We start from the raw sequence: 26047 nt of genomic DNA on the forward strand, positions 1-26047 counted from the left end.
CTCAGGCCAGCTTAAACTGCCTCTGGAACTTTGGCCTCTTCCGCCGCCACTTCCTGCACCACGATCTTGCCCCGGAACACCACGTAGTTGTAGATGTTGTAGGACAAGATAACCGGGATCAGAAAGCCGATAAAGGTGAGCATAAACACCAGGGAGCTGGGGGAGGCCGCCGCTTCGTAGATGGTGACGCTGGGGGGAATAATGTTGGGGAAAACCATGAACCCCAAGCCGACAAAAGAAAGTGCAAAAATCAAAAAGGTGTAAACCAAAACGCTATTTTCTTCCCGCCGGCGCAGGCTGCGCAGCAACAACGCCACAAACAAAAGCCCCAGCGCCGGAATGGCGGCAAAGATGTAGAAAAGGGGAGGCGAGAAGAGCTGGGATCGCGCCTGCTCGGACATGATGGGCGTGCTGACAGTGATAAACAGCGCCCCAAGCAGGGTGGTCCAGGTGGCGATGGTTGCCGTCCTGTAGTAGGTTTTTTGGAGTTCCCCGGTGGTTTTCACAATCAAGTAGGCCGAGCCGATCAAGACATACCCCTGGATGAGGGTAAGAGCTACCAACAGCGTGCGCCAGGTCAGCCAATCCCAGGGGCTGCCGGCAAAGTGGCCGGCTTCGTCCACGCGGATCCCTTCGAAGACGCTGCCCAAGGCAAATCCCTGGCCCAAGGCTGCCAAAAAGCTGCCCACTCCAAAGGCCAGGTTCCACACCAACTTGTTGTCGGCGTTTTCCCGAAACTCGAAGGAAACGGCCCGCAAGATCAGGCCCACCACCATGATCACCAAGGGTATGTAGAGGGCATTGAGAATGGTGGCGTAGGCGAGAGGAAAAGATCCAAATAGGGATCCCCCCATCAACACCAGCCACGTCTCGTTGGCATCCCAAACATTGCCCAAGCTGGTCATGAGAATGCTGCGCCGCGTCTCGCTGGAGGCCGTCAGGGAGAGGATACCAACTCCCAGATCAAACCCGTCCAGCAGAACGTAGAGAAATAGGAATAGGCCCAGGATAAAAAACCAAACCTGGGGCAGAAACCGCTGTAAAGGCTCAAAAGATTCCATCGCTGTTCCCTCTGCTTTGAGTATTTCTGACCAGTGCGAGACAGTTCCCGATGGCGATCCCCAGTCCCTCTCCCTCTAGGGAAGGGAAGTTGGGAGTTGACGTAGCGAAGGGTTTCACTGCTGTGGGGAATGGGCCTGCTACGTTGCCCTGTTGCTACTTGGAGTCACCAGTTAGATGGCTACCAAACTGCTGCTACCGAGCTTCTGCAGGACGGCGATCTGGCTCGTGGCGGGCAGGCTCGACCACGATCACCGGCTGCGTTGCCGGGACAGGGGCGGGCAACTCCAGGTTTGGCCCTTCGCGGATGATGCGGCTGCCAAAGTAGAGAGCGGCAACGAAGAACACAGTGTACAACGCGGTCAGGCCAACCAGAGAAAACAGCACTTCTCCTGCCGGCAGGGGCGAAACCGATTCCACCGTGCGCAGTTGTCCATACACAATCCAGGGCTGCCGACCCACACAGCGGACGATCCAACCGGTTTCAACGGCGATGTATCCCAGGGGTGCTGCGAAGATCCAAGCTCTCATCAGCCACTTTTGCTGAGAAAGGGCCTCCACTGAGAGCTTGCCCCTCAGCCATTGCACAAGGGTAACTCCGACAAGCCCGGCTAGGAGGAGGCCAATGGCCACCATTGTCCTAAAGGAGTAGTAGATGAGGCCAACCATGTGGGGACGATTTTGGGGATCCCAGCTTTTGAGCCCTTGAATGGGTCGATCCAGCCTGGGTTTGAACTCCAGCAGATAGCCCAGCGCGCCAGGGATCTTCACCTCCCACTCGTTGCGCTCTTCGCGGTCATTGGGCACAGCCAACAGGCTCCAGTCTGCCCGCTCGCCGGCAGGGATCGTCTCCCACTGGGCCTCCATGGCCGCCAGCTTGGCCGGCTGATAGCGATAGACTTGCTCCGCGCTCAGATGGCCGACGAACACCTGCAAAGGGGCGACCACCAGGGTCATTGCCAAGACCACTTTGAGGGAGCGGGAGAAGAACTCGCTGTGCCGCCGCTTGAGAATGTACCAGGCACTGATGCCACCGATAACAAACAAAGAGGTTTCCAAGGTGGCAAAAAACATGTGCAGAAAGCTGTTGACCATGAAGGGATTGACAATGGCCTGCAGGTAGTCCCGCACCACAAACTTCCCATCCACAAATACACCACCTGCCGGTGTCTGCAGCCAAGAGTTGGCCGTCAGGATCCAAAAGGTGGAGAGGTTGGCGCCAAAAGCCACCAGGATCGTCGAGATCCAGTGAATCACTGGCGGCACCCGATCCCAGCCGAACAGCATGATCCCCAGAAAGCTGGCCTCCAGCATAAAGGCCATCGTGCCCTCAAAGCCCAGGATGGTTCCAAAAAAATCTCCCACTGCTTCGGAAAAGGGTGCCCAGTTCATGCCAAATTGAAAGGCCATTGGCAAGCCTGAGGCCACGCCAATACCGAAGTTCAACACATAGAGTTTTGACCAGAAACGGGCGTGGCGGTAGTAATCTAAGTTGCGGGTTTTCAGCCAAAGTCCCTCAACAACAACGAGATAAATGGCCATCCCTGTTGTTAAAACCGGCCACAACATGTGAAAAATGGCCGTGAGGGCAAACTGTAGACGAGAAAGGGCAACGGTATCTAGAAACATGATTTGTACCAAGCTTAGATGAATTGGCCAATACAGCTTTTTCCGACAACATCCTCTGCAGTTGATGCAGCCACACCTCTTGCATGAAAAACATCTTGCTCCCTAGCAGACATCAGATGAGGCCGGGAAAGCCGCGCTTTGTGGTTCCTTCTAACATCGAATCTTGGCTAAGACAATCGACAAGCCGTCCGACTCTAAAGGTTAATTTTAGGATTCTGTGAGATATAGACCTTTTTTTGTAATTTGGACTACAAAGCAAAAAGCCCTCTGTGAACCTAGCGGCCAAAAACTGGCAGGCCATTGACATAGGGTTCTGGTTTTCTTCGTCTTTAAACAACAAAACTGTTGTCCCAATAGATCGAGGAGCAATTCCCAGCAAGGGGCGACTTCCCGTCTACAGCGCCAGCAGACGGCTGCTGATTGTCCCCGGAGCCTGCCAGAATTGGGATCCCTGCTTGTTGGGATCGCAGTTTGCAGTGTGGGGTGGAAGATGTCGTTTATCCCGCTGGTGCGCTTTCTGGCCCAATCTGGCTTGATGCAAGAGTTGGCCGCCCGGTTGAGATCACGGCGACAGGCAGATCTGCAGGGGGCAGGGCGGATCCCGAAGGGGTTGATCGCCTCGGCTTTGGCCCAGCAGGAGGGAAGATCCCTGCTGGTGGTCACCGCCACCTTGGAGGAGGCAGGCCGCTGGACAGCGCAATTGGAGGGCATGGGCTGGGAGACGGTGCAGCTCTACCCCACCTCCGAGGCTTCCCCTTACGAACCTTTTGACCTGGAACCGGAGCTGGTGTGGGGTCAGTTTCAGGTGCTGGCCGATGGTCTCCAGGGCAGGAAGGACATGGCCATTGTAGCCACGGAGCGGGCCCTCCAACCCCACCTTCCCCCTCCAGAGGTGTTTCGGGCCTTTTGCCTCAAGCTGGAACCCGGCCTGGAGATGTCGCCGCAGCAGTTGGGGCAGCAGTTGGCTCGTCTGGGCTATCGGCGGGTAAGCCTGGTGGAAAGCGAAGGGGAGTGGAGCCAGAGAGGCGATATTCTCGACGTTTTCCCGGTGGCCTGCGAATGGCCGGTGCGCCTAGAGTGGTTTGGCAACGAGCTGGAGCGACTGCGGGAGTTTGACCCAGTCAGCCAGCGCTCCCAAGATGGGATCCCCTACGTCTGGCTGACCCCCACTGGCTACGGACCCATCCTCTGGCCAGCTTTGCAGGAAAAAGCCGATCAGCTCTCCCAGGGCCTACGGCAGCAGTTGGAGCAGTCGCCGTCTCCTCCGGAGGGCTTGCGCCGTTTTCTCGGCCTGCTCTACGATCCGCCAGCCAACCTGCTGAGCTATCTGGATCCCGAGGCTTTGATCCTGATCGCGGAGCCGGAGCAGTGCCAAGCCCACAGCCGGCAGTGGCTAAGCCACGCCCAGGAGCAGTGGCAGCTGGCCCGGGCCAGCGAGCCAGCTCTGGTGCCTTTCCACCGCCCCTTTGATCTCAAGGCTCCCGACTGGGATCCCTTCCCCTGCCTGTTGGCCCGCACCTTTGCCCCTGCTGGCGAAGCCGAAGCTGCCCTTGACCTAAAAAGCCGGCCTGTGCCTACTGCTCCCCACCAGTTTGGATCCCTGGCCAAAACCCTGCGCGAGTACCGCAAGCAGCAGTTGCGGGTGTGGATCCTCTCCGCCCAGCCCTCCCGCACGGTGGCCTTGCTGCAAGAACACGACTGCCCGGCCCAGTACGTGCCCAACCCCAAAGATTTTCCAGCCATTGAACGCCAGCTCCAGTCCTACACGCCGGTGGCCCTGAAGTACTCCGGCTTGGCTGAGCTGGAGGGGTTCCTGCTGCCCACGCTGGGGTGGGTAGTGCTCACCGACCGGGAGTTTTTCGGCCAGCACAGCCTGGCCACCCCTACTTATGTGCGCAAGCGCCGCCAGGCCAGCTCTCGCCAGGTGGATCCCAACCTGCTCAAGCCAGGGGATTTTGTCGTTCACAAGGCCCATGGCATTGGCCAGTTTCTGCGCTTAGAAAGCCTCACCATTGGGGGCGAAACCCGCGAGTACCTGGTTATTCAATACAGCGATGGCCTGTTGCGGGTGGCTGCCGACCAGGTCAACTCCCTTTCCCGCTACCGCGCCAGCGGGGATGGACCACCTGCCCTGCACAAGATGTCCGGCAGCACCTGGGAAAAGACCAAACAGAAGGTGAAAAAGAGCCTGCGAAAAGTGGCCTTTGACCTGCTGCAGCTCTATGCCAAACGCGCCGAACAGGAGGGCTATGCCTTCCCGCCCGATTCTCCTTGGCAACAGGAGCTGGAAGATTCTTTCCCCTATCCCCTGACGCCGGATCAACTCCGAGCTGTCCAGGAGATCAAGCGGGATATGGAATCTCCACGCCCTATGGATCGGCTGCTGTGTGGGGACGTGGGCTTTGGCAAAACAGAGGTGGCAATCCGTGCCATTTTCAAAGCCGTAACCGCCGGCAAGCAAGTGGCTCTTTTGGCGCCGACCACCATTCTCACCCAGCAGCATTATCACACCTTAAAAGAGCGCTTCGCTCCCTATCCTATTCAAGTGGGGCTGCTCAACCGCTTCCGCACCTCGGAGGAGAAAAAAGAAATCCTATCCCGTCTCAAGAGTGGCGAACTGGATGTTGTGGTGGGCACCCACCAGCTTTTGGGCAAGGATGTGCAATTTCGGGATTTAGGCCTTTTGGTTATTGACGAAGAGCAGCGCTTTGGCGTCAACCAAAAAGAGAAAATCAAACTTCTCAAAACCCAGGTGGATGTACTCACCCTCACCGCCACCCCTATTCCCCGCACTCTGTATATGGCCTTGTCGGGTTTGCGGGAAATGAGCTTGATCCAAACTCCGCCTCCTTCCCGCCGGCCTATCAAAACTCACCTTTCTCCCTACAACCCCGAAGTCATCCGCACGGCTATCCGCCAAGAGTTGGATCGCGGCGGTCAAGTCTTCTATGTCGTCAACCGCATTGAAGGCATCGAAGAAACCAGTGCCAAATTGCGGGAGTGGGTGCCCGGTGCTCGCATTGCCATTGCCCACGGGCAGATGCCGGAAGGGGAGCTAGAGGCAACGATGCTGGCTTTTAACAATGGGGAAATCGATATCCTGGTCTGCACGACGATTATCGAATCCGGTTTGGATATTCCCCGCGTCAACACCATTTTGATTGAAAATGCTCAGGAGTTTGGATTGGCTCAGCTATACCAGCTGCGGGGGCGGGTGGGCCGGGCTGGGATCCAAGCCCATGCTTGGCTGTTTTACCGAGAAGACGGGATCCTCACCGAGGAGGCCCGCAAACGCCTACAGGCCATTCAGGAATTTACCCAACTGGGATCCGGCTATCAGTTGGCAATGCGGGATATGGAAATTCGTGGCATTGGCAACCTGCTGGGAACGGAACAATCCGGGCAAGTCAATGCGGTGGGCTTCGATCTTTACCTGGAAATGCTGCAAGAAGCCATTCGAGAAATTCGCGGCCAGGAGATCCCACAGGTGGAGGACACACAAATTGACCTCAATGTAACCGCCATGATCCCGCAAAGCTATATCCCCGACGAAGATCAAAAGATGCAGGCTTATCGACACCTGGCTGCTGCCGGCTCTCGGGTCGAGCTGTTGCAAATTGCCCAGGAATGGCAAGACCGCTTTGGCCCCCTGCCCAAGCCTACCCAGGAGCTGCTGCGGGTGATGGAGCTGAAGATCCTGGCCCGCACGCTGGGCTTTTCCCGCATTAGGCCAGCCAAGGAGCATGTCCTTTTGGAAACCCCCATGGAGGAGCCGGCTTGGAATCGCCTGAAAGAGGCTCTGCCCACTCACCTGCAGCCTCGCTTTGTTTACCAACCGGGCAAGGTGACGGTGCGGGGTCTGGGGATGGTGCCGGCGGCGCAGCAACTGGAGAACCTTTTGCAGTGGCTGGACAAGATGAGCCTGGCCCTGAGCCGGATGGAGGCTGGGATCCCAATGACCCCCTAGATCTTGCCGGATCCCTCTCGAGGCGGGCCCATGCTCTGGTGTGAGAGAGTGGAATGGCCGGCCCTCCTCTCTTCAGCGCTCCTTTTTGCATCGGCTTCGCGTTTGCATCGGGTTCGCGTCATGAAAGTTCTAGAAGCTCACCACCTCCAAAAAACCTACCGGCAAGGAGGCAGGGAGGTGCGGGCGGTGGTGGATGTCTCCCTGACGCTGACAGCAGGGGAGATCCTGGCTTTTTTGGGGCCCAACGGGGCCGGCAAGACCACCACCATTAAGATGATTGCCGGCCTGATCCAACCCGACGCGGGCACAGTGTGCGTTCTCGGACGGGATCCCCACAGGGATCCTGGCACATTGGCCCAAGTAGGGGCGGTGCTGGAAGGCAACCGCAACCTCTACTGGCGGCTGACCCCCCTCCAGAACTTGGAGTACTTTGGCGTGCTGCGGGGGCTACCCCCCAGAACCGCCCGGCAACGGGGGCTAGAGCTCCTGGAGACCTTTGGCCTGTGGGAAAAGCGGGATGTTGCCGTGCAAACCCTTTCGCGGGGTATGCAGCAGAAGGTGGCCATTGCCGTTGCCCTCCTGCACCAGCCGGCCCTGTTGTTGCTGGATGAGCCCACCCTAGGGCTGGACGTGGAAGCCGCCCAAGCGGTGAAATCCCTCATCCGCCAAATTGCCGCTTCGGGTCGAGCCATCTTGCTCACCACCCATCAACTGGATATTGCGGAAGCGCTCTCGGATCAGGTAGCCGTTATTCGACAAGGGGTGATCGTTGCCCAAGCCCCCACGCGCGAGTTCATCCGGAACTTTGCCGGCGCCGTCGGTACTTACCGGATCGAGCTGGAACAGGGGCTGGATCCCTGGAGGGTTGAACAACTGGCCCGCCAAGGGGTGGAGATTCTCGGATCCCATCAGATGCGCTTCAGCGGCCCGCCAGAGAGGCTTTATCAGGTGCTAGAGATCTTGAGGCCTTTGCCCTTGCTGGGCCTCAAACGAGAGGAAGCCGATCTCACCCACATCTTCCTCAAGTTGTTGAAAAGAGGGGATAGACAATGCCAGTGATCCACCTGTTTTGGGCCGAACTAAAGCGGGCCTGGATCCAGTACATCCGCTATCCGGCAGAGGCCCTGGGCGGCATCCTAATCACCGCCTTTTTCTTCTATGCCCTCTTTGCCGGCGCTCAGTACGTGGCAGGGCCGGCTTCCCAGTTTGGCAAACGGCTGGACGCGGTGGTGATTGGCTATGTGCTCTGGACGCTGGTCATTTTTGTGGTCAACGATATTGCCCTTAACCTGCAGGTGGAAGCCCAGACGGGGACGCTAGAGCAGGTGCTGCTTTCGCCCTTTTCCGCGGCCACCCTGTTTCTGGCGCGGGCTTGTGCCAGCTTGGTGTTGCGCTTTTCTGTTGTTGTCGTCATTTTGGGTGCCATTTTGCTGCTCACGGGCAGCCGGTTGCGGTTTCCCCCTGCTCTGGTGTTGCCTTTGGTGAGCGTGGTGCTGGGGGCCTACGGTTTTTCGTTTTTGCTGGGATCCGCTGCTCTAATTTGGAAGCGAATTCAGCAGCTTTTGATCATCAGCCAATTCGGCCTGCTTTTCCTGTTGGCTGCTCCCACGGAAGAATGGCCGGGATCCCTGAAGGGGCTGGGGCAGATGCTACCCATGACAGCGGGGGCGGGGCTGTTACGCGACGTAATGGTGCGCGAGGTAGGGCTGGATCCCCTGCGCTTGGCCATGGCTCTAGCCAGCGGCATTTTCTACTTCGGCCTGGGTCTGCTGGCCTTTCGCTGGGCAATGCGGCTAGCCAAACGTCAAGGGATCCTGGGATCCCAGTAGAGGTCTGCAGGAGGGCATCTAGAGCGAACGTTGGTCGGGGGAGCGGTGCAGCAGGTGAGGGAAGTGGTATTCTACCGCTCCAGTGACCGGGTTGTTTTCGGGGAAAGCCATGCTCCGCCGGCTCAGCTCTTGCAGCGCCTTTTCAATTTCGTCAAAGTCGGCAGGTAAGTCGATAGCTATCTCCGCAAGGGTGAGGATCCCTTGCCGCTGTTGGGCTAGCCGCAGGATCTCCCGCATCAGAGCTTGACCTTTCAAGGGCTGAGAAGGCGCTGAAACGGCCTTTGCAGGCGTTGGGGAAGGCTGGGATCCCTGTAGAACTGCCAGTTTGAAGTTGTGATTTTCCACCATGCCTGGGATCAAAAACAGGTCAATTAACTGGCCAAAGCCCAGCAGGCCAAAGGTGAACAGCCAGAGGATGCCTGTTCCAGTCTTGCCCAGGTAGAGGCGATGGACGCCACAGATCCCGAATATGCCCAACGCCCAGAGGATGTAGGCGGTACCGACGGATTTGGGTTCGGCGGGGGGCAGCAGGTAGCGAGAACTCATGGGGATTTGACGAGATAACTTTGAGCGGGTACTCCAAGTCTAAGTCTGTCATCTCCTGGCCTGGACGGGCAGAAGAGAACCGGCGTGATCTCTGCAAGCAAGCTGGGATCCCTTCTACGCTCTTGTCTGAGGGAGGGCAGCCTCAACGGGAAAACAACCGGAATAATGAGATCCAAGTCCCCCAGGCTCAAAGAACTCCGTCTCCCGCTCACGCAAGCAGTGGACATGCCTATAGAAGGCAAGGGAAAGTCGATGTTTGAGCCAATTTTAATCGGGTTGAGCGCTGTGCTCTGGGGCCTCCTCTGGGGCTACGCCACGCTGCTGGTCGTGCTGGTGAACTTTAAAGAGCAGGGATCGGTTTATGCCTATCCGATGCAAGCGGTGTTGGATCGCTTCGTGGAATCCTTGGGGTTAGACTGGCTCAAAGCTCTCCATGCTATGCAACTGAGGCCGCTGCGCCAGATCAGCTATGCTCTGTTCGGCGCCGTCACCTTGGGGGTGGCTTTCATGCTCTGGGTGTTGGGGTGAGGCGATGACCAGATCGACAGGCGCATTCGCGCAGCAACTGCAAATGCGTTAACCCAACCCGAGTTCTCGACAGGCTCATAATGACCGCTGCCCAACTGGTTGCTATTCTCTCCACTGCCATTGCCACCGCCACACCGTTGGTCTTTGCCTGCATAGGGGAAACCATCACCGAGCGGGCGGGGGTGATCAACCTCTCCGCAGAGGGGACGATCATGCTGGCGGCCATGGTTGGGTTCGCCGTGGCCAAGCTGACGGGAAGTCTGGCGTTGGGCTTTTTGGCTGCCGCCGCTGTGGGAGCGCTGTTTGCTGGGATCGTGGCCTTTGGCTCGCTGACCCTGAAGGGATCCCAAATTGCCATTGGTTTCGTCTTGACCCTATTGGGGGCGGATTTGTCTTCCTTTTTGGGCAATCCGTTCGTGCGGATCCCAGGGCCAACGGTGCCCAGCCTGCCCATCCCCTTCCTGAGAGAGGTGCCGCTGCTGGGGCCACTCCTGTTCCAAGGGGATCTGTTGCTGTACGCCAGCTACGCGCTCATCGGGGGAACTTGGTTCTTTTTGTATCGCACTCAGCCTGGCCTGATGTTGCGGGCTATGGGAGAACAGCCGGCGGCGGCTTTTGCCCGCGGCACCAATGTCATTTTCTGGCGCTATGTTTACACCCTTGTGGGGGGATCCCTATTGGGCTTGGCGGGGGCTGCCTTTTCTCTGGATTTCAAGGCCGGCTGGAGCCACCGACATACAGCAGGGTATGGCTGGATTGCCTTGGCCATCGTCATCTTCGGTGGCTGGAACCCCTTGCGGGTAGCTCTGGGGGCCTACCTGTTCGGCATTTTGCAGTCCTTCGCTGGGGTTGCCCAGACCACCATCCGCGCCGTGCCCACCCAAGTTTTCACGGTGGCCCCCTTCGTGTTGATGATTTTGGCGCTGGTGCTCACTTCTGGGGAATGGTGGGAGTACGGCTTGCGCGGGATCCCACCTCGGCTGCGGCGCTGGATTCAGCAGGCGGTGAAGGCCACGCCGCCGGCAGCTCTAGGGCAGCCGTTTGAACCGGGCTAGAGGGGATCCCTCCTCAGCAAGGGGGGATCTGAAAGGGCTGGAAAATAGCGTGCAGCTTTTTGAGGCAAGCCTGGATCTGCGCCATCTCCGAGGGATCCAGCTTTTGGAAGCGCTCTTTCAAGTAGGCGACGTGGGCCGGGAAAATTTCCTCAAACAGTTTTTCCCCCGCTTCTGTCAGCACGACCTTAAAGCAGCGTCGGTTTTCCGGGGGCACTTCCCGGCGCACCAGCCCTTTTTGTTCCAGGCGATCCACAATGCCGGTCAGTGTCCCTTTGGTCACCAGCGTTTTTTGGGCCAAGACATTCATGGTCATCCCAGGGGTATTGCCAAGGGTAACCAACACATCGAATTGGGGGGCCGTCAGCCCCATTTGCCGAATGTGAACCCCGGCGTAATTTTCAAAAGCTTGGTAGGCCCGCGCCAGATCCCGCAACAGCCCCAAAAAAGGCTCACGGGCCGCCAATACCGTCCCCCTCAGCGGAACAGAGTCCTCAGGCTTGAGAACCTCGTCGCTTTGGAGAAGGGGGGATGGAGAGGAGTCAGCGGGAGTGGGCATGGTTGAAGATCGCAGTTCGCGTTGGTGGAACAAACTCAAACCCAAAGGACAGTCTCGGCTCCATGATAGCCCACTGTAGTACAGTTCTAACGCAAAATGAACTACGTCTATCTGCTTTGCTGAGCTAGCCCCTTCGCCGTTATGTGGTTCTCATAAAAAAAGGGGATCCACTGGATGGATCCCCCGTGACGGACAGAGCTTGTGGGGCAAACACCCGCCCAAGGCAGGTGACCACAGCAGACACTAGGGCTTCAGCTCGCTGGGGATGCGCTCCCCGAAGAGCACGAAGTAGAGAATCCGATAAATGTCCGTGTTCAGGATCCCGGTGGTCGGCACCAACTCTTGGGCGTTCAAGCCCGCAGCGCGAGCAATGACTCCACTGCCGACGTCATCTCCGGTAGCCCAAGCCACGGCAAAGGGATAGCGCTTGCCATTCTTGTCAGGAGCAGAAATAAACGGCTTTGTGCCCGTGCCGTCAACTCCGTCAATGGGGGCACCACTGCCTTCGGGGTCAGTAGGGGGCAGCGGCTCCTCGGCGGATTCGATATCCACCAACTGCATCCCGCCGGCGTTGCTAGTGAGTACGCCGCCTCTTATCCCGCTATTCTGGCAGGCCAGCTTACGGGGTCCATAACTGTTGTTAACTATCTCTTAACTATCTCATAACTGTCAAGGTTTCTCGCAGGGCTTTTGGGGTACCTGCTCCAGGGCATAGCCGTCCTTCTGGTCAGGCGGCTCTTCTGGGGGTTTTGGCCAGTGGCTGCCATGCTCGTCTGAGCTGTTTGAATTGCTGTTGCCAGCGCTGCAATTCGCCCGCCTCCAACGGGATCCCACCGAAGCGCACCTCCAGGTAGCGCTCCAAGAACTGGATGGCCACCTGGGCTTGTGGTAAGTCGGAGTGGCGCAAGTGTTCCAGGCAGGCCTCAGGGCCTAGGTGGGCTGGGATCCCCACCGCCGTCGCCAGATCCCGCAGTTGCAGATAAAGCCTTGAGATAAGCTGGCGGCGCTGCTGCGACTTGGGTAGAGCCGCCGGGATCCAGCGCATCCCAGCAAAGGCCAGACTCGGTAGCAAGAGGCCAACCATCCAGGTGGGCCAGGGGGGCGGAGGCTGCCACAGGGATCCCATCACCACCCCATTGGCGGCAGTGGCTAGGAGAATCCACCCCCCATCCTGCCAGCGCACGGCCTGATAGCGGCGGCGGCGACCCCAATAGGCCATGGATCCGGTGATCAAAACCACCCCCAACACCGGCAGGCCATTCTGCTGCAACGTTTGCCCCAAGGCAACCAGGCTGCGACGGAAGCCAGCACCGACATCCTCTCGATCCGGAGAGGCGGCTACAGCGCTGGCCATCTCCTGAATCTGCCGCCAGATCTGCTGCTGGGTGGATAGGTCGTACTGGATGACGTACTTAAACCAGCGGAAGCGCAAGCTGTCGTAGAAATCTTGAAGGGGATCCCACCAGGTTTCCCGCCGGCTGACATTGGCCTCTGCCGGTGTGGCATCGAAAATGATCCACCCGTAGGAGCCAAAGGGGATCTCCGTCCAGGAATGGGCGTCGGCATTGCGTACTGCCAGATAATTTTCCTGCGCCACCCAGCGCCCGCCCAAAAAGCCATTCACCATCCGGGCCGGGATGCCAATGCTGCGGGCCAGCACCGTCAGGGCTGTGGCGAAATATTCGCAGTGGCCCCGCCGATGGGTGAACAGAAAGGCTTCCAAAGGCGGTTCAGGGCCGGGATCCGGCAGATCGGTGGTGTAGGCATAGTTCTCCAGCAGGTAGTTCTGCAAAGCCGTCACCTTGCCAAAGACATCGGGGATCCCAGCGGTAACGTCTTCAGCCAAGGCGGGAATGCGCGGATCCAGGTCTGCTGGCAACTGCAGATAGGCTGCCTGTTGGACTGGGTCGAGAGCACTGAACAGCTCCGCGTGGCCTAGCCGGCGCAAGCGCGGGCTTAACTCCCTTGAGATCCGGCTCCGGGCACGGTAGAGATGGGGCACCTGCCGAGGCAGAGAATGGCCGATATCTCCGGTCTCGCTCAAGATGAGGCGGCGATTTTGCCGTTGCCAGGCTTGTTGCACCGTCGCCGCTCCCCCCCGCTCCAGCCATTCAACTTCCACCAGTGGGGCCACCCCAAAAACGGTGTTGGTGGCCAGCGGCTCCAGATAGATGAGCTGCTCCAGCGGGAAGAACTGGAGTTCGGGGGCTGTGGGGATCAAGCTGGAGGCAGAGAGATCAAATACCCCTGCTGCGTTGGGGAAAATGGGGATGAAGCGGTCTAGCGTTCGCGACCAGGCTCGTCCATCGTAGCGATCAAAGCTGATCCCCCGCCAGTAGAGGGACTCCACACGGGGCGGCACCCCTGCCGGAAATTCCACCCGCATGACAACGGTGTTGTCGGTTTTGAGGGTGCCGAATTCTCCCAGGCTGACTTCCTCGGCAAAGCCGGTGGTCATCACCGGGGAGCGGGCCTGGCGACCCAGAATTCCTAAACTGACCCGCGGGAACAAGAAAAACAAAGCCACGGACAGGATCACCGCCAGCAAAGCCAGGGATCCGAGAAAGCCCAAAAAGTTGAGGTTGATGCCACGGGTTTGGCTGGCTGCCTGCGGGTGCTGCTCTGCTTGCAGGCGCAGGTGGTAAAGGGTGAGGTTGATTAGCCCTACCCCCACGTACAGCAAAAACAGCAGCCCAAAGCTGATGTCTTCGTTGAACAGAGTGGCAATGGCCATCAGCAGCAGAGACAGCACCGCCAACTGGATGTGATCGGCTGCCCGTTCCCGCTGAAACAGCTTGGCCCCTGTTAGGTAAAGCACCAAGCCAATGGCCCCATCGGAAAAGGCAAGGATCCCGGAGATGACCAAAGCCAGCAGGCTGAGCAACACCGCCACCGTCAGGGGCATCCACAGGGGGGCATAGCGGGCAAAAGCAATCCTTGGCGGCTCCCAAAACCAACTGCAGGCCCCTGCGGCCAAGCAAACGGCAATGACCGGTGGCGACAGAGCCTGATCCCCCAGACAAAGGGCCGTGAAGGCGATCCCCACCAACAGGTAAACAAACACCTTTTGAACGGATGGCAGTGTCCAGGTCATGGCCCTTGGGATTCAATCCTTTCCAGCATAGCCAAGTCTTTTTTGCTACCGGTTTGCCCTCCCTGGGATCCCCTTTTGGACAAAGCGAAGAGCATTAGAATCGTTAACTAAGAATCGTTAAGATTTTGTTACTCGCCGGTCTCGACGGGATGCCTGTGACACGCTGCGCGAAAAGGTGGTGAGATGTCCAGCCAAAACGAAATTCATGTGGTGGGGGCGCGGCAGCACAACCTCAAAAATGTCAACCTGCGGATCCCGCGGGATCGCCTGGTGGTATTCACGGGCGTCTCCGGATCGGGCAAGTCCTCCTTGGCTTTCGACACCATCTTTGCCGAGGGACAGCGGCGCTATGTGGAATCCCTCAGCGCCTATGCGCGACAGTTTTTGGGGCAACTGGACAAACCGGATGTGGATCGCATCGAAGGGCTGAGTCCGGCCATCTCCATCGATCAAAAGTCCACCAGCCACAACCCCCGTTCCACCGTCGGCACCGTTACCGAAATCTACGACTACCTGCGGCTTCTGTACGGAAGAGCTGGGATCCCGCACTGCCCCCATTGCAACCGGGTGATCGCCCCCCAGACTGTGGATCAGATTGTGGATCAGATCATGGCTCTGCCGGATCGGACGCGGTTTCAGTTGCTCTCGCCGGTGGTGAAGGGGAAAAAGGGCACCCATGCCAACCTGTTGCAAAGCTTGCGCCAGCAAGGGTTTGTGCGCGTGCGCATCGACGGCCAGGTGCGGGATCTGAGCGAGGAGATCGAGTTAGCCAAAAACAAAACCCACACCCTTGAGGTTGTGGTGGATCGGCTGGTCAAGAGCCCCGACATAGCGGAGCGACTGGCCGATTCTCTGGCAACCTGCCTGCGCCAGTCGGGAGGAATTGCGGTGGTGGAGCTGCTGCCGCGGGAAGAGGAGCGAGAACAGCTGCTGCAAAAGGTGGCCGAGTCGGCGGGGCAATACCTGAACAGCAAGCCAACGGAGCTGATTTTTTCTGAGCAATTTGCCTGCCCGGAGCACGGTTCGGTGATGGGCGAGCTGTCGCCGCGCCTGTTTTCCTTCAACTCGCCGATTGGGGCCTGTCCTGTCTGCCACGGGCTGGGTTTTGAGCCCATCTTCGACCCCGAGCGGATCGTGCCCGATCCCAAGCTCCCCTTGTACGCGGCCATCGCCCCTTGGGCAGAGCGGGAGAACCCCTACTATCTGGCTTTGTTGGCGGGAGCCGCCAAGGCTTTTGGCTTTGACCTCAGCAGCCGCTGGTGTGATCTCACCCCCCAGCAACAGCAGATCATCCTCTACGGCGCCGACCAGGAGGTCTACATCGCCGAGGTAGAATCTCAGTACCGAGGCCGGGGGTACTATCGCCGCTATGAGGGGGTGATTCCCCAATTGCAGCGGCACTACCAGGAAACCACTTCCGAAATCTATCGGCAAAAGCTGGAAGCCTACCTCACCTACCGTCCCTGTTCCGCCTGTGGGGGATCCCGTCTCAAGCCGGAAGCTCTGGCCGTGCGCATCGGCGGCTACCGCATTACCGATCTCACCGAGATCTCCATCCGCGACTGCCTGCACCGCCTGGAGCAGTTGAAACTTACCCCGCGACAAGTGCAGATCGGCGAGCTGGTGCTGCGGGAGATCAAAACCCGGCTGCAGTTTTTGGTGGATGTGGGCCTGGACTACCTAACGCTGGCCCGCCCGGCCATGACCCTCTCCGGCGGCGAAGCGCAGCGGATCCGGCTGGCCAGCCAGATGGGCTCCGGCTTGACGGGGGTGCTCTACGTGTTGGACGAACCCTCGATTGGCCTCCACCAGCGGGACAACGAGCGCCTGTTGCAAACCCTGTTTCGCCTGCGAGATCTGGGCAACACCCTGATCGTGGTGGAACACGACGAAGAAACCATCCGTGCCGCCGACCACATCGTCGATATCGGCCCTGGGGCCGGCATCCACGGGGGGGAAGTGGTGGCCCAGGGATCCCTGGCGGACATCATGGCCTGCGAGCGCTCCATCACCGGAGCTTATCTTTCGGGGCGGCTGCGGATCCCTACCCCTGCGCAGCGGCGGGCTGGGAAAGCGGTTGCCCTCAAGCTCACCAATGCCCACAAAAACAACCTCAAGCACATTGATGTAGAGATCCCCCTGGGCAAGTTGGTCTGTGTTACAGGCGTCTCCGGCTCCGGCAAATCCACCTTGGTCAACGAATTGCTCTACCCTGCCCTGCAGCACCATCTTGGACACAAGGTGCCCCAACCCGCGGAGATGGGAGAACTTGAGGGCATCGAACACATCGACAAGGTGATCGTCATCGACCAATCTCCCATTGGCCGTACCCCCCGCTCCAACCCTGCCACCTACACGGGTTTGTTTGATCCCATCCGCCAAACCTTTGCCCAAACCTTGGATGCCAAGGCCAGAGGCTACCCATCCGGCCACTTTTCCTTCAATGTCAAGGGGGGGCGCTGTGAAGCCTGCAAAGGGCAGGGGGTGAACGTGATTGAAATGAACTTCCTGCCCGATGTGTACGTCACCTGCGAAGTCTGCGGGGGCAGCCGTTACAGCCGCGAAACCCTGCAGGTCAGGTACAAGGGCAAGAACATCGCCGAAGTCCTGGATATGACGGTGGGGGAGGCGCTGGAGTTTTTCGCTGCCCTGCCTCCTGCCGCCAAGATCCTGCAGACCTTGGCCGATGTGGGCCTCGATTACATCAAGCTGGGCCAGCCAGCTCCTACCCTCTCCGGTGGGGAAGCGCAACGGGTCAAGCTGGCCGCAGAACTGGCCCGCCGCTCCACCGGCAAAACCCTCTATCTGCTGGATGAGCCCTCCACCGGCTTGTCTTTTTACGATGTCCACAAGCTCTTGAACGTCCTGCAACGGCTGGTGGATACAGGCAACACCGTGCTGGTGATCGAGCATAACCTGGACATTCTCCGCTGTGCTGATTGGATTATTGACTTGGGGCCAGAGGGCGGCGACCGCGGCGGCCAGATCATCGCCGTTGGCACTCCAGAACAGGTGGCTGAGCACCCCGGATCCCATACAGGGCGCTATTTGAAGCAGGTTTTGCAACAACATCCCCCAGGTCGCTGAGCAACTCAGCCTGCTCCAGGGAGAAAGTTGACCGAAAGCGGCTGTCGGGATCCCCTTTCGCTTTTTGCTCTGCTCACCTCAGCCATGGCGGTGGAGGACTGATGCGGCGAGGACTCTATCCCACCCAGGCGCTCCGCACCGTGAACGCAAGGGTGAACGGTTAGCCTGAGTCTCACGTCGCTATGGCATGATGGGTCGGAAGGAAAAGGTTCGCACTCTCCCCATGGTAGGGCAGACCCTGGGTGGCCGCTATCAGATCTTGGAAGCACTGGGATCCAGCGGACAAACCTACTTGGCACAGGATAGCCATCATCCTGAGCGGCTTCGGGTGGTGCTCAAACGCTGGCAGGCCGGCCAAAATGCTCCGCACCGCGAACACAGTGAGGACTCCGCCTCGCTACGGCATCTCTTTCAGCAAGAAGTGGCGCTGCGGGAGCACCTGGGATCCCACGAGGGTATCCCCCGCCTGTTGGCCTGCTTTGAGCAAGAGGGGGAGTTTTATTGGGTGGAAGAATGGGTTGAAGGGCCCACCCTGGAACAAGCTCTATTGCTAGGTAACGCAACCGAGAGGGGCCAGCTAACGACTCCTTCCCACCAAAGTGCCATGCACCGCTATTGCGAACGCGACTGGACGGAGGCTGAGGTACGGGCCTTGTTGCAGGATGTGCTGCAAACCTTGGCCTTCCTGAATGGGGAAGGGGTGAGCTGCTGCAACCTGCAGCCCTCTCGCTTGATCTACCGTCAGGCGGATGGCCGATGGGTGTTGTTGAAGTGGGGGGGTGAGGAACAGGGTCTGGCTTTTTCCGGCTCTGGCTTCGGGAACCCCTATGGCCCCAGGCATTGCAGCGACCTCTATGCTCTTGGGCTGATTGCCCTGCAGGCCCTCTGCGGGATCCCGCCCCAGAAGCTGTTTCGCGACCCGTTGACGGGGGAGTTGCGCTGGCATGATCTGGTCTCCACTAGCGCTCCTTTGCTGCTTTTCTGGATCGTTTGGTGAGCTGCAACCCACAACAGTGCTTTCCTTCAGCAACAGCAGCTCTGGCCGCTTTGCAGGCTTTGCCCCCCGCCGAGAGCCCCCCTGCCGCCGAACTCCTGTCCCAGCCCAGCCCTGTCGCCGCCGAGCCCTTACAGGAGCCAACCACCCCACCGCGTTCTCCGGTATCGCTGCGGGCGCGTCCCCGGATCCCACCGGTTTGGGCAGGAGGCAGCTTGGCGGCTTTGCTGGCGTTGACGGTGGCAGGGGTATGGCAGATGAGGGCGAACCTTGGCCTGCGGGGGGAGCCCAAGGATTCTGTCCCCCTCACGAGAACGGGATCCTCTGGCCCGGCAAAGCGCAACGGCCTGGGACTCCGTCCTACTCGCGAGAACGGTTCTCATGCCTCCGTCCCCACCGCCGTCACGGTCGCGGAAGCGTCGCGTAGCGATAACGACCCGGCAGACTGGGCCAAGTCTTTGCAGCTCAAGGCTACGCTGGAAGGCCCTGTCGCCGTCACTGCTCTGGCCATCAGCCCGGATGGAAATCTCCTTGCTGCCGGGGGAGACGACGGCGTGATCCGGCTTTGGGATCCCCAGGCTGGCCAACTGCTCCAGAGCTGGGCAGGCCACGAGGGATCCGTTGAGGCACTGGCCATCAGCCCAGATGGTACCTTTTTGGTGAGTGGGGGGGCAGACAAGACGGTACGGGTCTGGGATCTGGCGACCCTGGGGGATCCGGCTCTCTCGCCTGGGGATGTGCTGGCGCGGCTGCAGTTGCAAGGGCACATCGGGTTGATCAACAGTGTCGCCATTAGCCCCGATGGTCGTTGGATTGCCAGTGGCAGCGCCGACCGCACCATCCGCCTTTGGCAGGCCGACAACGGCCAGTTGATCCGCACCCTGGCGCCTCCCACTGCTGCCGCCCAGGAGACCCCTCAGAGGGCTGGCATTACAGCAGTGGCCTTTGGCCCAAGACCTACCCGTATGAATACTTCCCACCAATCTGAAGGGATCCCCCCTTGGATCTTGGTGGCCGCCAATGGAGATCCCACCGTTCACCTTTGGGATCCTGGCAGCGGGGCCTTGCTGGAAACCCTAAAGGCCGACTACCCCATCGAGCAGGTGCTTCTGAGCCCAGATGGCCGCTATTTGCTCGCTGGCAGTACCGGTGGCATCTTGGTCTGGAACTTGGGCACGGGATCCTTGGAGCGCACCTTGCCCCAGACTTTGTCCGGCTTGGCCGCCCTTGCCCTCAGCCCTGATGGCCGCTTGCTCGCCAGCGGCACCGATTACCGCGCTCACCAGATCAAGCTCTGGGATCTGCGCAGCGGAGAACAGTTGCGCACCCTGGGCGGCCAGACTTGGATGGTGAGCGTCTTGCTGTTTGGCCCCGGTCGCGGAAGCGTCGCGCAGCGATATGGGCAGACCCTTCTCAGTGGTGGCGCCGATGGCTCAATTCGCATTTGGGGGCCAGCCGACCCAGCTCAGCCCTAGTGGGATCCAAGCAGATAAAATACTCGACGAAGAAGGGATCCCGGCAGAGCATGGGCAAAGTTGTCATCATTGGGGCGGGGCTGGCCGGCTTGGCTTGCGCCAAAGTGCTGAGCCAGGCGGGGTGGAGGGATGTCCTGGTTCTGGAAAAAAGCGACGGCCCTGGGGGGCGGGTGCGTACCGACAAGGTGGATGGCTTTCGCCTGGATCGCGGTTTTCAGGTGCTGTTCACCGCCTATCCCAAAGTGCGACAGCATTTGGATCTGGGCAAGCTCGATCCCCGTCCCTACCGGCCCGGCGCTATTTTGGCTCAACCCGGTCGCTGCTGGCTGTTGGGGGATCCCCTACGGGATCTGTCCAGCCTTCTCCCCTCTTTGCTCAACCCCTTGGCCAGCTTTGGGGACAAGCTCAAGGTGCTGCAATTGCGATCCGAGCTGGCGCGCCGCAGCCCGGAGCAGGTTTTTCAAGAAGGGCTAGGGGGATCCGATTGCTCGCTGCGGGAGTTTCTGGAGCAGTACGGCTTTTCCCAACAGATCTGCCAGCACTTTTTCTACCCCTTTTTCCGCGGGATCCTTCTAGATCCGGATCTGGGCAGTAGCGCCCGCCTCTTTGCCTTTTATTTCAAGATGATGGCCGAGGGATCCATTGTCACCCCGGCCTTGGGCATGGGAGAACTGGCCCGACAACTGGCCGGTCACCTGTCCCCCGAACAGATTCGCTACCAAACCCCGGTGGAGCGCATCCTGGCAGAAGACGGGAAAGTGCGCGGGATCCGCACCGCCAAGGGTGAAGAGATCCCTGCCGAGTGGGTAGTTTGTGCTACTGATGCCCCTCAGGCACGGGCCTGGCAGGCGGAGCTGTGCCCTCAAGCCCCCACCCCCATTCCCACCCAGGGGCGAGCGGTGACCTGTCTCTACTTCTGCGCCCCCTTTTCCCTCAGCCGCGGCGCCTACTTGTACCTCAACGCCACCGGCCAGGGCTGGATCAACCATTGGGTCCAACTTACCCGCATCAGCCCGGCGCTGGCTCCTCCTGGCCAACACCTGTATTCGGTGGTGGTGCTAGGGGATCCCCCCTTGAGGGACGAGGAACTGGCCCAAGCCTGCCGGGCCGAGCTGCAAACTTACTTCCCCGTCGCGGCAGCGTCGCGTAGCGATAAAGCCCCCTTGGAGCAACTGCGCCTGCTGCGGGTGTACCGGATCCCTTTTGCCCAGTTTGTACAACCCCCCGGCTTTCAGCAGCATCTGGTTCCCACCTTTAGCGGCCTGCCGGGCCTCCTTTGGGCCGGGGAATACACCCACCAGAGCAGCCTCGAGGGATCCCTGCGCAGCGGCGAACAGGCAGCGGCGTGGATTCTCCAAAAATCGGCGTAAATCTGTACAAAGCAATACAGACTTTCTTAAGCCTATTCCCAGCAACAAAGCTGGGATCCCGTGGTATGAAGGGGGTGGACTTGGTTGCCCACGAGGATCCCTCTGTTATGCAGAATGTTACCCTCAACCCCTTCTCCCTTTTGCAGCGCTCGCTGGAACTGGTAGGCCCTATCTATGGGCCGCTGCTGATCCTGGCCTCTCCTGGCTTTATCATTTCCATCGTCGCGGAGCTGATCCCGCTTGCTGGGGGGATCCTCAACTTGGCCTATGGCCTGATCGGCCTGCCCATCCTGGCAGGGGCAGCCTTTTGGCTGGTGGATCAGCACTTGAAGCAGCGCACTCCTCCCCTGGGCAACAGTCTGGATCAAGCTGTCTCCAAGGCAGTGCCTCTGGTATTCGGCAGCATCCTGCTGGTGCTGATTGTCTCGCTGGGGATGCTGCTGCTTGTACTTCCCGGCATCTACTGGGGGATAAGGCTGGCTTTCACGCTCTGCGCGATTGTCCTGGAAGACAAAGGGGCCACAGAAGGGTTGGGCTACAGTTGGAACCTCGTCAGGGGCCGTTGGTGGGGGGTGTTTTGGGCATTTCTGGCCGTGGGTTTGATCTTCGGCATCGCGATCCTGATGATTTCGTTTTTTGTTGGGGGGATCCTGGGAGATACCCTAGGTGCGGCTGTGGTTGGGAATGCTGCCGCCACGGCAGTTGCGCCTATCCTCAATATCTATGCAGTGCTCCTGTTCCGATCCCTGCAGCAGCTGCAAGCGCAAGCAGCGTAGTTTGGCTTGCCCTCACCCCCAACCCTTCCCCCCTGGAGAGAGGGAAGTTGCAGTTGGCCTAGGGAGAAGGGCGCTCCAGGATCCCTCCCCCCAGCAGGAGATCCCCGTGGTACCAGACGGCGGCTTGGCCAGGAGTGACCCCAAACTGCGGCTCGGCAAACTGCAGCTTTACCCGCTCTGGCGATTCCGGGATCACCATGGCGGGCACTGGGGGGGTACGGTAGCGCACCTGAACCTCAACAGCCAAGGATGCCGTCGGCGCCGGGATAGAGACCCAGTTGACTTGGCTTACCCACGCTTCAGCCTGGGTAGCCTCCTCCCGTTCCCCCACGACAACGCGGTTCATGGCCGCATCGATGCGCACCACGTAAAGCGGACGGGAAGAGGCAATCCCCAACCCCTTGCGCTGGCCCACCGTGTAGTGGTGGATGCCCTCATGGGATCCCAGCACTCGCCCCTGGGTATCGACGATTTCCCCTGGCCTTTGCCCAAGGTACTGATCCAAAAAGCTCCGCATCGAGCCATAGGTTTCAATCAAGCAGAGATCCTGGCTTTCGGGCTTATCGGCTGTAACCAGCCCATAGCGGGCGGCCAACTGGCGGGTTTGGGCTTTGGTGTATTCCCCCAGGGGAAAGCGGCTGCTGGCCAGATGGTCTTGGCTGAGGTCGTAGAGGAAATAGGACTGATCCTTTTGCCGATCCACCGCCCGCAGCAGTTGATAGCGCCCCGATTCGGTGTCCAAGCGCACCCGTGCGTAGTGGCCAGTGGCAATCTGGGAGATGCCCAGCTTTTCGCGGGCATAGGCCAGCAGGGGGCCGAACTTCACCGTTTTGTTGCATTGGGAGCAGGGTAGAGGGGTAATGCCCTCCGCATAGCCGGCTACCAGGTAATCGACAATGTTGGCCTGGAACAGCTCGCGGCTATCCACCACATGGTGCGGGATCCCCAGCTGCTCACAAACAGCTGCCGCATCCACCAAGCCTTCGGTACAGCACTGCCCCTTCCCCCTCATGAGCCAGAGGGTGACCCCCTCCACGGCGTAGCCCTGTTCCTGCAAAAGGGCCGCCACCGTAGAGCTATCCACACCCCCAGAAAGGGCCGCCACAATGCGGGGCCGCGACGGGGATGCAACAGGTGAAACCGATGAGTGGGGGCTGATAACCATTGAGACAAGGGATCCTAGGAAAAGAAAGGCTCAGCCGGAAACAAGAGGAGGCCTCTCTCTGGGGATTGGGGAACCCGGAACAAGCTGAGCCGGGATCTTTACTTTAGCCTTCCTCAGAATTGGCTGGCCCGGATCCCTTCTCAGGGGTGGTTTCTGAGATGCCCTTTTGCCGCAAGCGCCGCAGCGAATCCAGAGCCGCCGCCGCAACGCTATCGTGGGGATCCCTGGCCAGGTAGTTGAGAGCAGAAACGCTCTTGGGGGAAGGCAAATTGCCCAGCGCTTGGGCCAGCCGCTGCCGCACCAGCCAGTCTTCCGATTGGGCAAACCGCAGGATGTGATCCAGGGCCCGCGGATCCCCCAGTTCTCCCAAAGCTGCGATGGCCGCCTGTTGTAGCAGCTCTTCTGGCCCCTCCAACGCCCGCAGCAGCACGTCGTAAGCCCGCGGATCCTTCAAGTTCCCCAAGGCCACCGCGGCACTGAAGCGCACCAGCCATTCTACATCCTCGTAGAAAGCACGCACTAAAGCTTCAAAAGCCCGCGGATCTTCCAAGTAGCCCAGGGCACCTGCCGCGTCGGCGCGAATGCCATAATCCGGGTCTTGGGTGAGGATTTCCAGCAATTTGGGCAGACAGGCGTCCGTTTGCTTGATCCCCAGGGCAAAGACGGCAAAAGAGCGCACCTGCAGGTTCTCATCGTCGATGACCTGCAAAATCAGCGGCACCGCCTGCTCTGCCGGCACATCCCGCAACTGGGCCAAGGCCACCATCCGGTCCGCAGAACGCGGGCTGCGCAAGCGTTGAGCGATCTCCTGTAAACGGGCGGGGTTGGCGGGATCCAAAGCAGAGACAGTCATGGCGTTAACAAATATTTACAATCTTTCTTCAGTATGGCAAACGAGGCTGCGCTTGGACAGAGGCCGTCTTTGTCTGGCCCGGTCGGGATCTCTGGGGACATGGTGCCACTGTTTCGATCGACAAATCCTAGCACTGTTGTCGAGAAAAGCAGGTTGACTTGGCCCCATCACGAAGATTTTGGATATTTTGGTGGAGAGGATACGAGGCTCTCTCCCGGTGGTCTCTATGCTGAAATCGCTGCCTGCTCGCCCATTGTCCTGCTTTCTTGTAGCCGGCCTGCTGTTGGCAGGGGGCGTTGCGTTTTTGGCCCCCCGTTGGTTCCCGGCTCTGGCCAACGAACAGGCTGTTCCTGAGGCCGAACTGGCGCTTCGGCCCCTCTTGCCTCCGGGATCCCGGATCCTCAGCTCGCGGCGATTGAGCGACACAGAAGCGGAAATTTGGGTGGAGTCTCGGGGGGGAACCAGCCCTGTGATCATGCGGCTGAATGCTGCAGGGACTTGGGAACAGGATATGAGCGCCACCTTGGCCCGCGGAGCCAGCCAGATGCAAGCTCTCGCCCGGCAACAAACGGTGAACTTGCCTGCCGGCTTTGGCCAGACCGCCCCCGATCAACCCCCGCCGCCGGTGCCCTCCCTTCTGCAGGCTACCCAAGCTGCCTCTAGCCTGATCCCGCCAGTGGATCGAGAGCAGGAAACCCAGCGGGCCTTGAGTGGGGCTGGCCGTGTGGATCCCTTTGTGCCTCAAAACGTGCGTGCTCCTGAACCGCAGATTGTCCTGCCGCCCCTGCCTCCACCTCCGGTTTTGCCCCCTCCTGGCAGCGGCAATGGCGCCCCTGTAGCCGTGGCCACCCCGATCCCAACGCCTACCCCCGACCCGGCTGCCTTTGCCCGCAGTGTACAGGTTTCCGGGATGATACAGATCGGCGGCGAGTCCTTTGCTCTGGTTTCTGGCCCAGGTGTCATTCCCGCTGTGGTGCAGGCCGGGCAAAACTACCAAACCGCCAAGGTGGCCGGAGTATCGGTGCCAGAGCGACGGGTTGTGCTCTCGGAAGGGGGAGAAACGGTCGTGAAGCAAATGGAAGACACCAGCGTGATTGTAGGTGCGCCCTAGCGTCAGCGGTAGCAAGACACCGGTGGTAGAACAGGCTTATTTCCAGCAAAACGGTTAGCTGGGTTGATTCCCATTGAACGGGCTTAGAGCAGCCGTAGCTCTCAAGATCTGAGCTGGGAAGAGCGGAGTTGCCAGATCTCCAGATTTTGAGAAGATTTTGAGACCTGGGCAGCAAGGCCCAGAAAACATCAAAAGCGGGGTTCACTGCTGAGGCGGGAGGGCTGCTGTTTGAGATAACGCAAAAACTCCCGCAGCTCGGCGTCGCTGAGTTGGTGGCGAGATTTTTTCTGAAAGCGGCGCTCCAAAAACTCTTGTCCTTCCTTGCGACCCCAGCCGATGCGCTGCATCTCCACATCCGTTTGGGCAATGATGTCCGACAGATCATCCCCATAGGCCGCCGGCTCGCTCAGACCGGGCAGCTCTGGGGGAGTCGGCTTTGCAGGGATCCCTATCGACTCGGGGGCTGGAGAAGCAGGGGAAGACTGAGCGTGTCCGTTGGCCAACTCAGGAGTTGGCAGATAAGGCACCCTGGCGGCAGCAGAATCCATGCCCAAACTCAAAGAGGAAGTGGGGCGACCAAATCCTGCGTGGTGGAGGGCGCGCTTCAAGGCAGCATCTTCCGCCTCTTCGACGGTGTTCGAGCCAGCCATGCCACTGCCCAAAACCGTGTTGTTCACCACCACCTGGGCTTTGACAATGTAGATCCCTTCTTCCACCCGCAACAGATCGGTGAGCAAGCTGCCCATGGGGTACCGCTCTCGAAAGTCTTGGATCATGTTGGCGTCAGAACCTGTTGCTGCTGAAGCTCTGACTACAAGCTAGCCCGAAAGTTAACTTGGCATCCAGATCTCAATCCAATCCCACCCTCAATATCGACATTGAATTGATATAAAGCGAGAGATCTCAACAAGAGGGAGCTGTCCGAGCAGATAACATCCCGGCTGGTGAGGGTA

Annotated in this window: 20 protein-coding genes; 11 read left to right on the forward strand and 9 right to left on the reverse strand. The window is 59.5% G+C overall.

The genetic code is table 11. The annotated features are described in order from the left end of the window. Nucleotides 1-11: 11 nt before the first annotated feature. Complete coding sequence (gene cydB, locus NW805_RS04625; protein ID WP_414421793.1) at nucleotides 12-1061, reverse strand: cytochrome d ubiquinol oxidase subunit II; 1050 nt, start codon at nucleotides 1059-1061, stop codon at nucleotides 12-14. Between the two features lie 193 nt (nucleotides 1062-1254). Further along, a complete protein-coding gene (locus NW805_RS04630; RefSeq protein WP_414421794.1) occupies nucleotides 1255-2688 on the reverse strand; it encodes a cytochrome ubiquinol oxidase subunit I in 1434 nt (477 codons plus the stop codon). Between the two features lie 490 nt (nucleotides 2689-3178). Between NW805_RS04630 and mfd the strand changes: the two genes are divergently transcribed. From mfd to NW805_RS04645, 3 genes are all read left to right on the forward strand, one after another. After that, nucleotides 3179-6655 carry a transcription-repair coupling factor gene (gene mfd, locus NW805_RS04635; protein WP_414421795.1) on the forward strand — a complete coding sequence of 1159 codons (3477 nt, stop codon included), beginning with the start codon at nucleotides 3179-3181 and terminating at the stop codon, nucleotides 6653-6655. 120 nt (nucleotides 6656-6775) lie between these two features. Continuing rightward, the gene (locus NW805_RS04640) at nucleotides 6776-7714 is read left to right on the forward strand and encodes an ABC transporter ATP-binding protein (protein ID WP_414421796.1); all 939 of its coding nucleotides are present in this window, start codon (nucleotides 6776-6778) and stop codon (nucleotides 7712-7714) included. Then, the gene (locus NW805_RS04645) at nucleotides 7705-8484 is read left to right on the forward strand and encodes an ABC transporter permease (RefSeq protein ID WP_414421797.1); all 780 of its coding nucleotides are present in this window, start codon (nucleotides 7705-7707) and stop codon (nucleotides 8482-8484) included. The genes NW805_RS04640 and NW805_RS04645 overlap by 10 nt, the downstream gene beginning before the upstream one ends. Before the next feature lie 18 nt (nucleotides 8485-8502). On the opposite strand, the gene NW805_RS04650 is transcribed toward NW805_RS04645, so the two are convergent. Beyond that, nucleotides 8503-9030, reverse strand: a complete 528-nt coding sequence (locus tag NW805_RS04650) for a TM2 domain-containing protein (protein ID WP_414421798.1) — start codon at nucleotides 9028-9030, stop codon at nucleotides 8503-8505. Nucleotides 9031-9282: 252 nt separating this feature from the next. Between NW805_RS04650 and NW805_RS04655 the strand changes: the two genes are divergently transcribed. Together NW805_RS04655 and NW805_RS04660 are read left to right on the forward strand one after the other, a co-directional pair. Then, complete coding sequence (locus NW805_RS04655) at nucleotides 9283-9558, forward strand: hypothetical protein (RefSeq protein ID WP_414421799.1); 276 nt, start codon at nucleotides 9283-9285, stop codon at nucleotides 9556-9558. A gap of 80 nt (nucleotides 9559-9638) precedes the next feature. Continuing rightward, nucleotides 9639-10613: an ABC transporter permease gene (locus tag NW805_RS04660; RefSeq protein WP_414421800.1), complete on the forward strand. Its 975-nt coding sequence runs from the start codon at nucleotides 9639-9641 to the stop codon at nucleotides 10611-10613. A gap of 13 nt (nucleotides 10614-10626) precedes the next feature. Here the strand turns inward: NW805_RS04660 and NW805_RS04665 are convergent, their stop codons facing one another. The 3 genes from NW805_RS04665 to NW805_RS04675 all read right to left on the reverse strand — a co-directional run bounded on the left by NW805_RS04665 (nucleotide 10627) and on the right by NW805_RS04675 (nucleotide 14263). Continuing rightward, nucleotides 10627-11169 (reverse strand): MarR family winged helix-turn-helix transcriptional regulator, encoded by a 543-nt coding sequence (locus NW805_RS04665; protein WP_414421801.1) that lies wholly within the window; start codon nucleotides 11167-11169, stop codon nucleotides 10627-10629. A gap of 243 nt (nucleotides 11170-11412) precedes the next feature. Continuing rightward, on the reverse strand, nucleotides 11413-11730 hold the full coding sequence (locus NW805_RS04670; protein WP_414421802.1) for a hypothetical protein: 318 nt from the start codon (nucleotides 11728-11730) through the stop codon (nucleotides 11413-11415). Between the two features lie 166 nt (nucleotides 11731-11896). Beyond that, nucleotides 11897-14263 carry a DUF3488 and DUF4129 domain-containing transglutaminase family protein gene (locus NW805_RS04675; RefSeq protein WP_414421803.1) on the reverse strand — a complete coding sequence of 789 codons (2367 nt, stop codon included), beginning with the start codon at nucleotides 14261-14263 and terminating at the stop codon, nucleotides 11897-11899. Nucleotides 14264-14446: 183 nt separating this feature from the next. Here NW805_RS04675 and uvrA point away from each other — a divergent pair, with 183 nt between their 5' ends. The 5 genes from uvrA (at nucleotide 14447) to NW805_RS04700 (ending at nucleotide 21965) form a co-directional block, all read left to right on the forward strand. Further along, nucleotides 14447-17350 carry an excinuclease ABC subunit UvrA gene (gene uvrA / locus NW805_RS04680; protein ID WP_414421804.1) on the forward strand — a complete coding sequence of 968 codons (2904 nt, stop codon included), beginning with the start codon at nucleotides 14447-14449 and terminating at the stop codon, nucleotides 17348-17350. Nucleotides 17351-17573: 223 nt separating this feature from the next. Then, entirely contained in the window at nucleotides 17574-18347 is a 774-nt protein-coding gene (locus NW805_RS04685) for a hypothetical protein (RefSeq protein ID WP_414421805.1), read from the forward strand. Then, entirely contained in the window at nucleotides 18344-19819 is a 1476-nt protein-coding gene (locus NW805_RS04690; RefSeq protein WP_414421806.1) for a WD40 repeat domain-containing protein, read from the forward strand. The genes NW805_RS04685 and NW805_RS04690 overlap by 4 nt, the downstream gene beginning before the upstream one ends. Before the next feature lie 50 nt (nucleotides 19820-19869). Further along, a complete protein-coding gene (locus NW805_RS04695) occupies nucleotides 19870-21189 on the forward strand; it encodes an NAD(P)/FAD-dependent oxidoreductase (protein ID WP_414421807.1) in 1320 nt (439 codons plus the stop codon). A 65-nt stretch (nucleotides 21190-21254) separates the two neighbouring features. Then, nucleotides 21255-21965, forward strand: coding sequence for a glycerophosphoryl diester phosphodiesterase membrane domain-containing protein (locus NW805_RS04700; protein WP_414421808.1), 711 nt, complete (start codon nucleotides 21255-21257; stop codon nucleotides 21963-21965). A gap of 58 nt (nucleotides 21966-22023) precedes the next feature. On the opposite strand, the gene mnmA is transcribed toward NW805_RS04700, so the two are convergent. After that, nucleotides 22024-23130 (reverse strand): tRNA 2-thiouridine(34) synthase MnmA, encoded by a 1107-nt coding sequence (gene mnmA / locus NW805_RS04705; RefSeq protein ID WP_414421809.1) that lies wholly within the window; start codon nucleotides 23128-23130, stop codon nucleotides 22024-22026. Between the two features lie 103 nt (nucleotides 23131-23233). Continuing rightward, entirely contained in the window at nucleotides 23234-23983 is a 750-nt protein-coding gene (locus NW805_RS04710; protein ID WP_414421810.1) for a HEAT repeat domain-containing protein, read from the reverse strand. A gap of 226 nt (nucleotides 23984-24209) precedes the next feature. On the opposite strand from NW805_RS04710, the gene NW805_RS04715 reads away from it, so the two are divergent. Next, nucleotides 24210-25094, forward strand: a complete 885-nt coding sequence (locus NW805_RS04715) for a hypothetical protein (RefSeq protein ID WP_414421811.1) — start codon at nucleotides 24210-24212, stop codon at nucleotides 25092-25094. Between the two features lie 188 nt (nucleotides 25095-25282). Here NW805_RS04715 and NW805_RS04720 read toward each other — a convergent pair whose 3' ends face one another. Next, nucleotides 25283-25870: a hypothetical protein gene (locus NW805_RS04720; protein WP_414421812.1), complete on the reverse strand. Its 588-nt coding sequence runs from the start codon at nucleotides 25868-25870 to the stop codon at nucleotides 25283-25285. Nucleotides 25871-26047: the final 177 nt, after the last annotated feature.

Source organism: Synechococcus sp. W60.1, from assembly GCF_047461575.1.
In the GTDB taxonomy this organism is placed as follows: Bacteria; Cyanobacteriota; Cyanobacteriia; order Thermostichales; family Thermostichaceae; genus Thermostichus.